The organism is Chryseobacterium sp. B21-037, assembly GCF_028570785.1.
Classification (GTDB): domain Bacteria; phylum Bacteroidota; class Bacteroidia; order Flavobacteriales; family Weeksellaceae; genus Chryseobacterium; species Chryseobacterium proteolyticum.
In genome coordinates this window covers 1,850,239-1,866,771 of record NZ_JALGCB010000001.1, presented here as the reverse complement: position 1 = coordinate 1,866,771, position 16,533 = coordinate 1,850,239, and the positions used below count along the sequence as shown (strand labels likewise).

General features: G+C 32.9%; 14 protein-coding genes and 2 pseudogenes. 15 read left to right on the top strand and 1 reads right to left on the bottom strand.

The genetic code is table 11. The annotated features are described in order from the left end of the window. Window positions 1–2: 2 nt before the first annotated feature. From MTQ00_RS08295 to MTQ00_RS08260, 8 genes and pseudogenes are all read left to right on the top strand, one after another. The gene (locus MTQ00_RS08295) at window positions 3–3,389 is read left to right on the top strand and encodes a hypothetical protein (RefSeq protein WP_273648417.1); all 3,387 of its coding nucleotides are present in this window, start codon (window positions 3–5) and stop codon (window positions 3,387–3,389) included. Between the two features lie 11 nt (window positions 3,390–3,400). Then, window positions 3,401–7,021 (top strand): DUF6443 domain-containing protein, encoded by a 3,621-nt coding sequence (locus MTQ00_RS08290; RefSeq protein WP_273648416.1) that lies wholly within the window; start codon window positions 3,401–3,403, stop codon window positions 7,019–7,021. Between the two features lie 2 nt (window positions 7,022–7,023). Further along, complete coding sequence (locus tag MTQ00_RS08285) at window positions 7,024–7,560, top strand: hypothetical protein (protein WP_273648415.1); 537 nt, start codon at window positions 7,024–7,026, stop codon at window positions 7,558–7,560. A gap of 66 nt (window positions 7,561–7,626) precedes the next feature. Further along, window positions 7,627–7,812, top strand: a pseudogene (locus MTQ00_RS22380) (RHS repeat-associated core domain-containing protein); the annotation flags it as partial. 601 nt (window positions 7,813–8,413) lie between these two features. After that, window positions 8,414–8,959, top strand: a complete 546-nt coding sequence (locus MTQ00_RS08275) for a hypothetical protein (protein ID WP_273648413.1) — start codon at window positions 8,414–8,416, stop codon at window positions 8,957–8,959. Between the two features lie 73 nt (window positions 8,960–9,032). After that, a pseudogene (locus MTQ00_RS08270) lies at window positions 9,033–9,213 on the top strand (RHS repeat domain-containing protein); the annotation flags it as partial. Then, a complete protein-coding gene (locus tag MTQ00_RS08265) occupies window positions 9,192–9,926 on the top strand; it encodes a hypothetical protein (RefSeq protein WP_442868074.1) in 735 nt (244 codons plus the stop codon). The pseudogene MTQ00_RS08270 and the gene MTQ00_RS08265, both read left to right, overlap by 22 nt. Further along, window positions 9,898–10,356 carry a hypothetical protein gene (locus MTQ00_RS08260; protein WP_273648412.1) on the top strand — a complete coding sequence of 153 codons (459 nt, stop codon included), beginning with the start codon at window positions 9,898–9,900 and terminating at the stop codon, window positions 10,354–10,356. The genes MTQ00_RS08265 and MTQ00_RS08260 overlap by 29 nt, the downstream gene beginning before the upstream one ends. Before the next feature lie 58 nt (window positions 10,357–10,414). On the opposite strand, the gene MTQ00_RS08255 is transcribed toward MTQ00_RS08260, so the two are convergent. Continuing rightward, a complete protein-coding gene (locus tag MTQ00_RS08255) occupies window positions 10,415–10,747 on the bottom strand; it encodes a helix-turn-helix domain-containing protein (protein WP_273648411.1) in 333 nt (110 codons plus the stop codon). A 552-nt stretch (window positions 10,748–11,299) separates the two neighbouring features. Between MTQ00_RS08255 and MTQ00_RS08250 the strand changes: the two genes are divergently transcribed. From MTQ00_RS08250 to MTQ00_RS08220, 7 genes are all read left to right on the top strand, one after another. Continuing rightward, window positions 11,300–12,562, top strand: coding sequence for an RHS repeat-associated core domain-containing protein (locus MTQ00_RS08250; protein ID WP_273648410.1), 1,263 nt, complete (start codon window positions 11,300–11,302; stop codon window positions 12,560–12,562). Further along, entirely contained in the window at window positions 12,540–12,950 is a 411-nt protein-coding gene (locus tag MTQ00_RS08245; RefSeq protein WP_273648409.1) for a hypothetical protein, read from the top strand. The genes MTQ00_RS08250 and MTQ00_RS08245 overlap by 23 nt, the downstream gene beginning before the upstream one ends. A gap of 141 nt (window positions 12,951–13,091) precedes the next feature. Then, complete coding sequence (locus MTQ00_RS08240; protein WP_273648408.1) at window positions 13,092–13,283, top strand: hypothetical protein; 192 nt, start codon at window positions 13,092–13,094, stop codon at window positions 13,281–13,283. Continuing rightward, complete coding sequence (locus MTQ00_RS08235) at window positions 13,273–13,737, top strand: hypothetical protein (protein ID WP_273648407.1); 465 nt, start codon at window positions 13,273–13,275, stop codon at window positions 13,735–13,737. The genes MTQ00_RS08240 and MTQ00_RS08235 overlap by 11 nt, the downstream gene beginning before the upstream one ends. Before the next feature lie 656 nt (window positions 13,738–14,393). Beyond that, window positions 14,394–14,540 (top strand): hypothetical protein, encoded by a 147-nt coding sequence (locus tag MTQ00_RS08230; RefSeq protein ID WP_273648406.1) that lies wholly within the window; start codon window positions 14,394–14,396, stop codon window positions 14,538–14,540. Between the two features lie 48 nt (window positions 14,541–14,588). Next, complete coding sequence (locus MTQ00_RS08225; RefSeq protein WP_273648405.1) at window positions 14,589–16,037, top strand: RHS repeat-associated core domain-containing protein; 1,449 nt, start codon at window positions 14,589–14,591, stop codon at window positions 16,035–16,037. A 10-nt stretch (window positions 16,038–16,047) separates the two neighbouring features. Next, window positions 16,048–16,524 carry a pentapeptide repeat-containing protein gene (locus MTQ00_RS08220; RefSeq protein ID WP_273648404.1) on the top strand — a complete coding sequence of 159 codons (477 nt, stop codon included), beginning with the start codon at window positions 16,048–16,050 and terminating at the stop codon, window positions 16,522–16,524. Window positions 16,525–16,533 lie beyond the last annotated feature (9 nt).

The window sequence follows — 16,533 nt, the reverse complement described above, 5'->3', positions numbered from 1 at the left end:
GGATGAAAAGAAAAATTATACTTTTAGGGACATTGTTATTTTTAACCAATAAACTTGATGCCCAGTATGTTCCCAAAATACTTCCACCATCTCCAAATGCGACATCAATTGCAAAATTTGTAGAAAGTCCGGTTTCTTATTATAGAGGTTCAGCCAATATAGGTATTCCTTTAATTAGTGTTGATACTGGAGATATTCCTTTGAATGTATCCATACAATATGATACCAAAGGAATTCGTGTTGGTGAAGTAGCTTCATCTGTTGGGGCTGGTTGGAGTTTAAGTGCGGGAGGCTTAATAACCAGACAGGTAAGACAGCGTCCGGATGAATATACAAGAGGTTATCTGACTTATTCATATAATTCTACTTTTGAAACTAATGCAACCGTACGCCAACAATTAAATAATGAAAATGCAAGTAATGGAGACTCGGATACGCCTGTTGATGAAGATCCTGATTTATTTTTCATCAATTTTTTAGGAAGGTCTGCAAAATTCGTTATTGACAATGTAACTAAAAAAGCAGTTGTTCAAAGTTTTGATGATTGGAAAATAGACATAGATTATGAAGATGCGAGTGCAGGAAATTTTAGAATTAATAGAATTATAATCACAGACGAATCAGGAAATAAATATTATTTTGGAAAAGATTCTACAGGAACTAATTCTGCGTATGATGTAGTAACTTCTGTGAGTTCAGGAATAATCACAGATACTCCTAAAAATGAGGAAAATGGGTATAAAACGGCTTGGCATTTAAAAGAAGTTAAAACTCAAAAAGATACCTATGTATTTAATTATGCTTCTGAACAGGTGGTTACTTATTCAAAATCAGACCTTAACAAGGGTGATAATATGGGTTCTATTTCATTAAGTACGACAACAACAACCCAACAAATCCTTCAGACTATTTCTTTTCCTAATGGAACAGTTGAATTTATATTTAACCAGTCAGAGCGTGAAGACTTAAAAGGGGGCAAAGCTCTTAATAATATTATATTAAAGGATAAAATAGGAACGCAGATAAGAAAGGTATCTCTTGTTCAAAACTACCGTTTAGGAAACGGAGATAATAACAATATTCATCCTGTAGTGCTTAGTAAGGATACGAAATCCGATAAACGGCTATTTTTAAATCAAATCAATGAAGTTGGCAGGGATGAAAGTATAATTTCTACCTATAAGCTGGAATATAATCCAGGGGAACTTCCCAACCGACACTCTAATTCAATTGATTACTGGGGCTATTTTAACGGAAAACCCAATAAAATGAACATTTTTACTGATGTGGTAGAGGCAAACAGGGATGTTTACGGAAACTTTGCTGAAGCAGGCATTTTGACTAAAATTATCTATCCTACAGGAGGAAGTGAGAATTTTTACTATGAAGATAATCAAGTTTTAGTTCCAAACTATTTTTCACTTTTCATGCTATCTAATCCTTCTAGAATTGTATATGATGAAAAATCAACAGCAGTTGCTAAGACTTCAAATATTTTTGTATTAAACAATGGAAGTCCAACACTTGGTAAATATATAAAGGAATTTGAAATTCCTTCCATGTATGGAAGTAAGCTTTCTTTCAATGCAATGCTGGGAGTAGGATGTACTTCTGTAGAGACCGCAGACTGTAAAACGAAGGTAAGGCTTTATAGATATAATAAAGATACACGAGCTATATTAGCGACATATGTTATTACCCAGGGAAATAACGTTGATCTTATCAATCCACCTATTGAAAGTGGAAGCTATCGCCTGGAAGTATCGAACCCAAGTTTTACGCTAAGTGACTCTGAGAATTTTGAAACCAATCCATTTTCTATTGTACTGCGTTGGAAAGAACAAAAACCCAATATTCCGATCAATAGTTTTGTTGGTGGGGGACGAAGAATTTCAAGAATTGAAGTTAACGAAAATGGTAGAATTACAAAAAGAAAGTTTACTTATACTTTGGATGATGGAACAACTTCAGGAAAATTGCTAGGTATTCCTGATTATATGTGTGTCATAAAAAAATATGGTAATGTTCCTTTGGTGGCAGGGCAGTTATCAAACAGGATACAACCAATGTCGAGCTTTAATAATGCAGGACAAGTAGGTTATTCTCAGGTAACGGAGTCCTTTTTATCTGCCGATGATTCTGTATTATGGACTAAGAAATATACCTTTTCCAATTATTCTGATGGGGGAGAATATTACAGATTCCCATACCATCTTCCTGATGATACAGATTGGGCTAGAGGTTTAAATCTAAAAACTATAAGCTATGATTATTCTGGAAAAATAGTTGAGACATTGGAAAATAAATATAATTTTTGGGGTGAAGAATTTTCTCCATACAGGTTTTTTAAAACATATGACGGTACATTGACTACAAATGCACCATCGACTGAGTTGATCCCAACACCTCCCACCCAAGCTCCTTCCAGCTATATCTTATCTCATGCTATAAAAAGTGTCCCAATGTATAAATGGGGAAAATATCTTAGTGATCCTACTGATCCTAATCCTGCTGGTTCTAGTGATGTATACAGAACCGCTTTTTTCTATGGTGGAATGATCAGAAATTATCAGAAAATAAAGACTGAATATGTTAATGGATCTCCTATTCTAGTTACGTATGTAAATACTGTACAAGATAGTAACAGTCATCATCAGGTGACATCTCAAAAAACAACCTACCCAGATCAAACAATTGAGGAAACCATTTACCAGTATGCTCACGAAAAAGGGAATCAATTAATGATTGATAAAAATATGGTTAGTATACCTTTAGAGACCACAACTACCCAGACTACAGGAAGTGTAAATAAAGTAGTAGATAAAACAGAGACTATATATCCAACTGCTTTACCTCATGCAGTGACAGGAAATTTAGTATTACCATTATCAGTAAATTCATTTGATATAGTGAATAATACCCCATCCATAGAGATTACTTATAACAAATATGACTCAAAGGGAAACATTCAACAATACACAACAAAAGAAGGTGTTCCAACGACAATTATCTGGGGATATAACCAGACACAGCCAATAGCTAAAATAGAGGGTGCAAAACTATCCGATATATCACAATCATTGATTGACTCTATTGTAAATCCTTCCAATACGGACGCAGCAGCGGGTGTAAATAATGATGAAACATCATTTTTACTCGCTTTAGATAATTTTAGAAAAAATTCTGCTTTAACGAATTATCAGGTTACTACATATACTTATGATCCACTAGTTGGAGTACGAAGTATTACTCAACCATCAGGAATAAGAGAGGTTTATGTATACGATACTGCAAACCGGTTAAAGGAAGTAAGAATAAGAGAAAAAGACAGTACAGGAACTTATGTTTTAAAAACAGTAAAAGAGTTTAAATACAACTACAAACCATAAAAACACAACGTATGAATAGATATTTAATAACAAAAAAGTGGTTATTGCTGGGGTTAGTGTTTGTAGCTGGAACGCTTTATGCACAGAGTAATTCAGAAAACTATGTGTATTCTAAAACTTATTTAGCAGATCCCACAACTACAAATGCAAAAACATCAGAAACGGTTACTTACTTTGATGGATTAGGAAGAGCCAAACAAATAGTTAGCATTAAAGCAACTCCTTCTGGCAAAGATATGGTTACTCCAGTCACGTATGATGGATTTGGAAGACAGACAAAAAATATTTTACCTACTCCAATTAATACATTGAATGGGAATATTCATTCTGGAGTTACCAATGAAAATACCGCTAACTCTTATTACGGAGTATCCAATGCATACAGTGAGAAAGAGCTTGAAAAATCCCCTTTAGACCGGGTTTTACAACAGGCAAATCCTGGTGATGCCTGGAAACTTGGAGCAGGACATACGCAAACATTCAGCTATGGCACTAATGCTGCAAATGAAGTTATAAAGTTTGTCACTACTACTTCAACAAGCACAGTTAGTAATGTTACAACTATTTCAACTGCATTACCTGTAGGTAGCCTTGGATTCTATGGACTGGGTAGTTTTTATAAAAATACAATAACGGATGAAGATGGAAATCCTGTAACTCAATTTACCAATGGTCGCGGACAAACGATTCTTATCCGAAGAACAGATGGAACACAAAATATTGATACCTATTATGTGTACAATGAATATGGGCAAAAAGCGTTTGTCATCCCTCCAAAAGCAGTACAACAAATTGTGCAAAATGCAAATAAAGTTACTGCTGATATTTTAAATACACTGTGCTACCAATACCGCTATGACGGGCAAGGAAGGGAAGTTGAAAAAAAGCTTCCTGGGAAAGGCTGGGAATTGACCATTTATGACAAACAAGACAGAGTAGTACTTTACCAGGATGCTGTTTTAGGGACTGTAAACAATAACTTTGGCAGTAAAGGCTGGATATTTACTAAGTATGATGAGTTTAATAGGGTTGTTTATACTGGATTCTTTTCCAGCACTGCAACAAGGCAGTCTTTACAGAATACGCTAAATACTTTAACCACAAATACTTCCAATAATGAAAAAAGGACTTCAACCTTTTTTAATCAACAGGGAATTGATATTTACTATGATAAGCTGGCCTATCCAACATCGAATTTTGTTGTTTTATCAGTAAACTATTATGATTCTTATCCGCGTGATGCTCCTTCCGTTATTCCTGAAAAAATTCTTGACCAGTATGTTTTATTAGCAACATTTGGAACCGGTAATACAACTTCTACCAAAAGTTTGAAAACAGCTTCTTATCTAAAAAATATAGAAGATGATAAATGGACCAAAACATATCATTATTATGATTTCAAAGGAAGGCAGATTGCTACAAAAACTACTAATCATTTAGAAGGTTACACCAATAAGGAGTCTAAACTTGATTTTTCAGGATTAGCAACAGAAAGTTATACTTATCATAAAAGAACTCCAACTGAAACAGAAGTCAAAATAAAAGAACGTTTTGTTTATGATAATGGAAACAGGCTAAAACAACATTTCCATCAGGTAGATAGCAACCCCGAAGAATTATTAACGGACAATACCTATAATGAACTTTCACAGTTAAGCAATAAAAAAGTAGGAAACAATCTCCAAAGCATCGATTACAATTACAATATCAGAGGTTGGCTGACAGAAATCAATAAAAACCAGATGTCTGTAGCTGATTTAGGAGGGAAACTTTTTGCTTATAGAATCAAATACAATCAGAAAGAAGGAATCACTAATCCGGATCCAGTCTTATTCTCCGGAAAAAATGTTGAGGCAAAATACAATGGGAATATCGCAGAAGTAGATTGGAGGGCAGTGGAAACAATCGGAGCCAATCCTTCTCTTACTCCTAAGAGATATGGATATGTTTATGATAAGCTGAACAGATTAACAGCAGGATATTATCAAAATCCAAATAACCCCAACAGCAAAGAAAATACAGAATCTTTAACGTATGATTTGAATGGAAATATCACCAATCTTTATAGAACCTCAGTTCTGCAAGGGACAATTGCCACAAAAATTGATGATTTAGAATATACTTATTCAGGAAACCGGGCCACTACCATAAAAGATAACAGTGGTAACAAGACTGGTTATGAAGGGACATCAGGACTTCCTATAGGATATGATACTAATGGGAATATGATCAATATGGCGGATAAACAAATCAATGGAATAGTGTATAATTATTTAAATCTGCCCAATGCAATATCTGTTGGTTCTAGTCAGGCATATACTGATATTACTACAAAGTACGGATCAGATGGGACAAAGCTGAGAAAACAAGTAGTAAAAACACTTGTTGGAATAACGGGCACAACTTCTTCTACGGAAACTACAGATTATCTTGATGGATTTCAATATATAAATATAACAGGATCCGGAAATAATGGAGGAGGTTCAGAAATGTTTGCTGCCAGTCTGGAAACGAGCAAGGCTTTGGAAATGGAGGCCTATTCTGCAGAGACTTTAAATGTTGTTCCCGGTTTAGGGGCAAAGAATCCTGAGCTTCAGTTTTTCCCAACCGCAGAAGGATTTTATGATTATGGAAAAGATCAGTATATTTACCAGTATAAAGATCATTTAGGAAATGTAAGGATAAGTTTCGCAAGAAACAGCACAGGCGCTCTTGAGATTACAGATGCTAATGATTATTATCCATTTGGGATGAACCATTTAAAAACGGGATTCTCCTTTTTTAGTCCAAGTGCTTATAAGAACTACAAGTACAACGGCAAGGAATTGCAGGAGACTGGGATGTATGATTACGGGGCAAGGATGTATATGCCGGATATTGGAAGATGGGGTGTGGTAGATCCTTTAGCGGAAATGATGCGTCGTCATAGTCCTTATAATTATGCTTTTAATAATCCGATTAGGTTTATAGATCCAGATGGTAGAGCTCCTCTTACTGATTACTACAATTTGAAAGGGCAACTCACAAAACATGTTGAAGATGGTAAAACGGATAAGAAAATAGTATTAACTACTAGTAAAAAGGAAGCTGATACAGATGCTGCAATAAACAATGGTTATGTTGTTAATCAGATAACTAATGACCAGATTAAACAGATCGATGATATATATGCTTTTGGTAAAACAGACAAAACAGGTACTGAGAAAGGGTTTTATTTTGGGCAGAATGGAAAATCATCAAAAACTGTAACAGGTGAAAAGACTGGAGAAGTAGGACCAAAAGCATGGGCCGAAGCTAAAAAAGATTTACGAGACAAAGGTGATACTGTTGCTTCTGATGCGCACTTACACCCTCTTGATTATGACAGTGAAGGTAATGTGGTTGCTTACGGAAAACCAACACCTTCAATGGGAGCAGGCAAAGATACAGATCCTAAAAATATGCAGGGAAATCAGCCATCTATGGTTTTGGGTTGGACGGAAATCCCAGGATCATTGCCTCCAGGTCAAATAGGAGGAACACCTTCTCCTAATACATATTCTCCTACAGTAGGATTTTATAATTCAGGAGGTTCTATTATTACAATAGATTATTCAGCATTTAAAAAAGCAATGGAAAAAGTAAATAAATAATTATGAAATATTCAATCTGTGTTTTATTGGTTTTGTTGATGAGTTCTTGTGTATCTTATATAGATGTGTCAAAAAATAGTATCAATAATAATAGTATGGTATTCGATTATGGTAGCAATGAAAATAAACTTAAATATATTAATAAAGTTAATGCTTCAGCTGATCAAGACATATATTACACAACGCACTTTTCAATAACGTTACCTAAAAATATTGTTAACTGGAATGTAAAAAGTAATAATTTTTTCTTTGAATATGATGACAAGCAGATATTTTATATTTACTCTTCTTATAAAAATGAAGGACAGGAATCTGAGAATTGGGAATTAAAAGATATTGATTATAATGAAGTTTTAAAATATATAGGAGAATATTGGGATAAAAGAAAATATAACGAAAATTATCTCTATGAAGGACATAATGGAAGAGTATCGAAGTTATACACAAATGGAAAATATAAAATATTGTTTTATAATATAAAAAAAGATAATCTTCAAACATTTATTGAGAGTGCAAAAACATTTAATACAAACTTATAAACCTCTCTCCCGCACGATTGCATTGTGTGGTGGATAATAAGTAACCTCGTATTTTATGAGGTTACTTATTATTATAAGTACAATGGAAAGGAACTTCAGGAGACGGGTATGTATGATTATGGGGCGAGGATGTATATGCCTGACTTGGGAAGATGGGGAGTGGTGGATCCGTTGGTGGAAAAAGCTAGGCGTTGGAGTCCTTATACTTATGCATTTAACAATCCACTGAGATTTATTGATCCCGACGGAAAGCAAGGAAAAGATATTATTATTTTAACAGCCAATGGATCTTTTAAAGCTTCAAAAGAAATACTTTATAAGACAGCAGAAGGCAGAAGGTTATGGGATAAATATGGAACCAGTAAAACAGAAGATATTTATATAAATTCTAAAAACTTTGGTTTTAGCTCATCTACAGTAGCAGAAGCAATTAATGATATAAAATCAATGGGGCTTGCTAAGGATGGGAAAGTATCAATACCTGAAGGTTATTCTAATTCTTCGGAATTTAACAATTTAGACATATCCAAATCAGGAGATAAAAAAGTTCATTTAGTTTCTTTAAATGAAAATTATTTTAAAGAAAATAGTAGTGATTCAAGATACAGTGCAACACATATGGATGATGAAGGAAATTCAAAAACTATTGGATATAATAATTATGATTTAGCAGAAACTATTTATCATGAAATAAAGTCTCACATAGAAGATGCTACAGGAGATGTTGATCAAGATCATACAAAATATGGATCTTCTGCTTTTAGATTAACAGCTCCAACTACTCCAGGGTCTCCTGCAGAGACAATTATAAACCAACTTGTTAAAGTAAGAGAAGATGCAAAAAAAGATAAAAATGAGAAAAAAAATTAATCTTATTCCTTTGTGTATAATAATTCTGAGCTTTGCTATCCCCGTAAAAGCTCAAATTTTAGAATTTTATAGACCTATTATTGTAACATATAAATCGGGAATATTAAATAATGAAAAAGTTAATTTAGGAGTATTTGATTATTTTAAGCAAGATATTTCTAAAATGAAATATGAATATTTGAAATATGATTCTGAAAAAGAAAGTTTATTTAAATATGATGATATAAATAAAGTTTTTCAAAAAATAATATGCTTAAAATCTGAAAATTTTAAATCTCAAGAAAAAGTCAAATTAGGAATATTTGATGAATTTAATTTATCAAAAGAAAATTCCAAAAGTTTTATTGCTTCTTCTCCTTATGGAAAATACCCTTCACACCATAAAATAATTAATTCTATTGAAGTTCTTCAAAAAACAAAAAAAACATTAATATTAAGGATTAATTATCAAGATGAGTTTGAATGGAAGTATTTTGGAATTTTAGTTTTAACAGACTATAAATATGAAAATTTAGAAGATGATGAATAACAAGATATAAGTTCAAGATAAAAAGCCAGCTTTAAAGTTGGCTTTTATGTATACTGATGCTTATAAGAACTAAAAGTACAACAGGAAAGAACTCCAAGAGACTGGTATGTATGATTATGGAGCGAGGATGTATATGCCGGATATTGGAAGATGGGGTGTGGTGGATCCTCTTGCCGAAAAGATGACAAGGCATAGTCCTTATAATTATGCGTTTAATAATCCTATGAGGTTTATCGACCCCGACGGAAGAGCTCCTGTTGATGATCACTTTAATAAATTTGGTCGTTATATTGGAACTGATAATAAAAAAACGAATAATGTTGTTGTGCATACTAATAGTTCTGCTACAAAATTATCTCAATTAAATGGTAATACAGGAGCTGCAAGTCTTTCACAATTAGATTACAGCAAGAAAGGAACTATAACAGCTGTTTCAAAAGTTTTAGCACATTATGCAGGAGAAAAAGGAATTGGAGGTTATGTAGGTGTAGGAACATACTCTAAGGGAGATGCTCACACAAATGGACGAGGAAATATTTTCTTTAATACGACAGTTTTAAAAGGAGGCGATTATGATAATGCCTATAACATCCGGTCTACATTAAACCATGAAGGAGGAAAGTTTGGGCATAAAAATGAAAATTTCAAGGGAGATTATACTTTTGAATTACATGCAAAAGTTTACTTAAATGAAGCTATGAATCCAGATTTTGGAAAGACAACAGAAAGTTATCGGGCAGGGCAAGCCGCAGCTTTTGGATTACGTGTTCTTAACGCGGTAGATAAAGAATCCAAGTATGGAACTAATCTTATGAACATGATTGATACATACAATGAAAAAAATACAGGAGGTGTATATATAAACTTATATTCAGGTGGAAGTACTTTACCTACAATAACACCTCAGGTAGGAGACACATATTATAAACCAGTACCCTATGAAGATATTAAACAACCTCAAGATTAGTTTACTTTTTTTAGTTTTTATTGTTTTTTCATGTAAAGAAAGTAAACAAGATAAAATACAGTCAGCTTTTGCAGGTGATAACAGTAAAAAATGGTATTGTTATAGTATTGACGAAGATCATTCATTTTACCCTTATAGAGTAAAAGAATTTTTCAAAGATGGACGACAAATCCAATATATCAATAATTATACTACTAAGAATTTAGATACAATCCCAAGAAGTGATATATACAATCCTGAAAAATGGTTTATTATAAACGATTCGGTCGTTAGTATAGATTCTGAGAGAAATCCGGTAAGTGGTTCTTATCATAAGAATACCAGTAAAATACTTTATTATAGTAAGGATACTATTATTTTGCAGGGAACAAAGCGAAGTAATTACGAAGGTGTATTAACCCTTACACGATATAAAGAAAAAGAACAATAAAATAACAACAAAGCCACCGCGATTGCGGTGGCTTTGTTGTTATTTTATTGCAATATTTTTACGAATATGCTTTTCTAGTTTTACAATCCCGAATGTATGTATCTATCAAATCGTAGAGCGTTTGTTTTTTACTCTCTTCTAATTGTTCCAAATCCTTAATTCTTTCTACGGTTCTTTTATCAAAGGAAACCTGATTGGTCTCACCAACCAAATAATCTAAACTTACGCCAAGAGCATCTGCAATTTTTTTCGCAGTATCAACAGAAGGAATAGCTTCCCCTCTTTCGTACTTGCCGATCATTACACGAGACACCTCGCTTTTATCTGCCAAATCGCTTTGGGAGAAGCCGTTCTTGTCTCTTAATGTAGTTATAATACTTCCTATATTCATCTCTAAAAAGATATAAAAGTTCTTAATAATTAAATATTATATCAAAAATATGAAATTAAAGGATATAAAAAATCTGATAATATTTTGCAAATTGAAAACAAAAAGATACTTTTATATCTGATAGTAACATCAAAAAAAATAAAATATTTTTCTTTTATGGAAATCTCCACAATCAAACAACGGTTAAGTTTATCCGCAGTTCTGCAACATTACAACCTTAAGCCAAAAAACTCAATTACTTATTCTCATTGAGAACAGTGACTCTTACTGGCAAGAAGTTGGAGATGAAGCTAATCGTTATTTTGAAAACTCTAATGATGCTTTAGAATGGTTAATGATAATAAAAAAAGAATTGAATGGCTAATTTTGACTTTTATCACTAAAGAATAAATAGATCCGAGAAGGTACACTTTCTCGGATTTTTAGTATTTAAGATTAATGGGCCTGAAAGTAGCTTTGTAACAGAAATATACAAATGGAAATATGGTAGTGAAGAAACTACGGTAATGATGACCAGAAAATTCTGGAAATAAATTTAAATTTGTGATGTGAATGGCAACGAGTATGACGCTCGCGCCAGCGGAGGGGATTCTGAAGATAGATTACAATTACCTGAATCTGCCCGATTATGTCAAGTTCGACAAAACCTATCTACCTCGAGACCTGAATCCGGGAGTTCTGGATTATAATGTGAATACAAGATACTTATATAATGCGGAGGGAGTTAAACTGAGAAAAGTATACACTTATGGATCTGGTAGAGGCCAAATGGAAACGGTTGAAAAAACGGATTATCTTGATGGCTTTCAATATACCAATGATAAACTGAGTTTTGTGCCTACTTCAGAAGGGTATTTTGATTTCGTTCAGAATAAGTATATTTACAACTATACAGATCAGGTAGGAAACATCAGACTGGCGTATTACAAAGATGCTTCCGGAAACCCGAAAATTGATCGGGTAACCGATTATTATTCATTCGGATTGGAGTTTGGAGATTATTTAGGAACTTCTCTTTCAATATCACCCAACTATAAGTACTCTTCTCAAGGACAAGAAAAACAAATGGAAACAGGATGGAGTTCTTATAAATGGAGAAATTATGACTCTGCGATGGGGAGATTCTTCAATGTCGACCCGTTGAGTGAGAAATATGCCTATCAATCGCATTACAACTTCTCTGAGAACAAGGTTGTTTCACATAGAGAATTAGAAGGTTTAGAGGCTATTGATATGAATAAAGTCCGAGAAGCTTTTGACAATGGTAAAAAAGGTAAAAGCTATCAATTAGTAATTCATGTAGATCAGCCAGGAAAAGGAGGAGATAGAGATGTATATGAACCTAATGATTCAGGGCATGCATTTATAACTTTAAATAGAAAAAATACTGATGGAACAACGGATTCTAAGACATTTGGTTTTTATCCATATCCTCAATCTGTAAATCCATTAGCTTCGGAGGCTGATGGAAAAATAAAAGATAACTTGGGACATGAACAAGAAGTTGTACAAACAAGACCTATTAATGAGAAAAATTTTAATGATATTTTAGATTTTGTTGAATCAAAGAAAAATACAAAATATGACCTAAATACTAATAATTGTACAGATTTTGTTATAAACTGTGCAGCAGCAGCAGGAATAAATCTTCCCAAAACTAAATCAACTTGGCCGAATGGAGGAGGTACTAATCCTGGTAATTTAGGGGAGGATTTACGTAAACAAAATGAAAATATTCGTAAAGGTAAATCTCCAGAAGGTTCAACTACATCTAGAAATAAAAATAAAGATAATGATAAGAAAATTAGTTTATAGTTTAGTATTTGTTGCTTTATCCTGCTTTAGTTGCTCTAAAGTAGAACAACAATATAAAAATCCTATTTTTGCAACTTTTTTTGAAGAGTTGAGGAATAGTAGTGTTAATGAATTTTGCAAGTCTTATTATAAAGATAAGCCAGCAGAATATTTGAAATTATATATTCCAATACTAAAGAATCTTAAAAAATACAACTCCGAATTTATTATTACAGATTATGATCAATATAAAGGAGAAAAACCTAACATAGATGGAGCTACTAAGGATGTTTATATTTTAGAAAACAGTAATATAAAAGATAAAATTTATGTTAAAGTTGAGAATAATAAAGTACAATATTTACTCCCAATTGGGAAAGGGAAAGAAGATATAATTGGTTGGCTTTAGATAACATTAAAGTCAATGCCAAACCGAAAAATATAATTGAAGGAATCAGTTTAATAAGTTTAAAATTGATAAAAAATTAGAGTATTGAAATTTCAGTACTCTAATTTTTAATTATAAAACGCCCTGAAGATAATAAAGGGTTTGAAAGCAAATGCAAATAATCTTATGAATTCTGGCGAAAATAACAAGGTAGAGCTGCGTAATAGTTCAGGAACAGATTTAACCTCTTCTCAATCAACTAGTATGCAAAATCATATTAAGATTATCAGTGAGAATAGGGATAGAAAAGAAAAAGAACAACAAAAATCAAATCAAAACCAAAATGGAAATTAATAGAAGAATATTTTTAATAATTAGTTTTTTTATTTTAACTCTTGTTTCATGCCAAACTAAAAAAGTAATATTATATGAGAAATATGAGAATTTAGATTCGGAAAAGAAATCTGAAGTTGATGAATACCTTACCGATGCTAAAAAATTAATACCTAAAAAAGAATCTGAAATTATATTGATGTTCCAGTATAATTGTTTTTTCGACAAAAGCTTGAAATTAAATAATGGATATGAGACAAAATTTCCTAAAATTTCAAATAAGAATCATTATGGTCAAAGATTTGCTGCATTTGAGAAAAAAAATGGAAATATAAAAATAAGCTTATCCAATGGAAGAAAATTTCTTATTAATCAGAAAGATGGATATGATTACATTGGTGTTTGTTACAATGAAAAGGAAAGCAAATTATATATAGAATATTTTGACTATCCTCATATGTTAGTATTGGAATAAATCAAAATTTGAGCTAACAAACTTTGTAATTATTATTTTCAATGGTAAACTTCCCTGTTTTTGAAGACTTCCCCTTTTTCAAACTGTTGATAAATATAAAATATCTTCTAATAGATTAAATATTCTTAGCATATAACCAAGGGCTAAGTCCATTCAAAGATTTATAAAATAGAGAGTCTTAATTCTTATGATATTATTTATTTTGGGCGAGGTGATCAGAAATATAAAATTGTTTCAAAACAGCCAAAAGATAAAGTGATTAATAAATACAAAAAAATCAAAATTGGAGAATCTTTAATTTTATATTAAATCTATATCGTCCTTATGATAAGGATAAAAATCCTTTGACTAATACAAGTACTGCACCCTATGTAATAAGTTGTTACATGTTTACAGATACAAAAATTTGTGAAGAAAAAGAAATAAAGATATATACTACAGAAAACCTTAAAGGATTATACTATGTAAAATAATCCCATTGCTGCCGCAAGGGTCACGCTTGTACCCCCGAAAAAGAAAGCTACTGTGAAAGCGGTGGTTTTTATCTTGTTCTGTTTTATATATGGAAACAGAACAAGATTATTGCAGCAGCAGGATATTATCAAAACCCAAATAACCCTAACAGCAAAGAAAATACAGAATCTTTAACGTATGATTTGAATGGAAATATCACCAATCTTTATAGAACCTCAGTTCTGCAAGGGACAATTGCCACAAAAATTGATGATTTAGAATATACTTATTCAGGAAACAGGGCCACTACCATAAAAGATAACAGTGGTAACAAGACTGGTTATGAATGAACAACAGGACTTCCCATAGGATATGATGTTAATGGGAATATGATCAATATGGCAGATAAACAAATCAATGGAATAGTATACAATTATTTAAATCTGCCCAATGCAATATCTGTTGGTTCAAGTCAGGCATATACTGATATTACGACCAAGTACGGATCAGATGGGACAAAGCTGAGAAAACAAGTCGTAAAAACACTTGTTGGAATAACGGGCACAACTTCTTCTACAGAAACTACAGATTATCTTGATGGATTTCAATATATAAATGTAACAGGATCCGGAAATAATGGAGGAAGCACGGAAATGTTTACTGCAAATCTGGAAACGAGCAGGGCTTTGGAAATGGAAGCTTATTCTGCAGAGACTTTAAATGTTGTTCCCGGTTTAGGAGCAAAGAATCCTGAGCTTCAGTTTTTCCCAACCGCAGAAGGATTTTATGATTATGGAAAAGATCAGTATATTTACCAGTATAAAGATCATTTGGGAAATGTACGGATAAGTTTCGCAAGAAACAGCACAGGCGCTCTTGAGATTACAGATGCTAATGATTATTATCCATTTGGAATGAACCATTTAAAAACGGGATTCTCCTTTTTTAGTCCAAGTGCTTATAAGAATTATAAGTACAATGGTAAGGAGCTGCAAGAGACGGGTATGTATGATTATGGAGCGAGAATGTATATGCCGGATATTGGTAGATGGGGGGTAGAAGACGAATTGGCAGAAAAGTCGAGAAGATTTTCACCTTATACCTATGCATTAGATAATCCTATAATGTTTGTTGATCCAGATGGTAGAGAAGCACAACAGTGCTGTGGAAAATTATGGGAACTTACTAAAGCGTATTATTCTGGTTTATATCAAGGAGCAAAAGCAACAGTTCAAGGAACCGCTAATTTTGTCAGACATCCAATAAACAGTATAAATGCAGCAAGCAAAGCAATGGCAAAAGATCCTATAGGAGCTCAAACCAATATGCTAAAAAGCGTAGCCAAAACTTTTTCACCAATGGTATCTGCAGCCAGTATTGGATATACAGCAGCTACAAAGGGAGTTAATGCAGCGGGAAGAGAAGCCGGGAGTGATTTGACACAAAAAGTAATTGATGCAACTGTCACTGCGGGATTGAAGGGTGCTGGAAATTTAATAGGTAAAGCAACTGCAGCTGGAGAAGCATCCACTTCTAAATCAATAACAGTAACGCAGGAATCGGTTACTCAAGCGCTACAAGATTCAAGTTTGAAAACAACACAAGGGGTCGTTTCAGGACCCGTAGTTGAAAATTATGTAGGAAGAATAATGAACGGAGATGTAGCACCTCCTATAAAAGTTACAAGTGAAGGTGTTATAGTTGAAGGAAATCATAGATACGTTGCAGGGAAATTAACAGGTGTGGAACCAGAGCAAGTGCCAGGAACTTTATCCCCAAGTCAACAATCTAGAGTTGCTCCTGTAAAAGATACCAAAGTAGACCCAACTGATTGGGGGCAACGATAAAATTATAATTATGAAAATTTATTGTGAAAATAATAATGAAATAGATGTTCCTTATAATAGCTTAAAAGGTGCTATTTTGGATAATTTAGATTTACATAGAGTTAAGCTTGAAAATGTTGAATTGAAAGGTGTGATTTTTCATAAATCCAATTTACGAGGAGCACTTCTTTATAATTCAGATTTGAGAAATGCAGATTTATCTTTTGTAAATTTAATTACCGCGGATTTACGTGACACCTTATTAATGAATGCAGATTTATCAAATGCAACAGCTTACAGATGTGATTTTAGACACGCAAAATTACAAAAAGCAAATCTAAATAATGCCAATATTAATTCTGCGGATTTTAGTAATGCAAATTTATCCGGAGCAGATATGTGTTGTTTAGAAATAGAGGAAGCAATATTTAGAGGAGCGGTATATAATGAAACTACAATTTGGCCGAAAGGATTTAATCCTAAGGATTTTGGCTGCATTTTACTTTAATAAATTTTG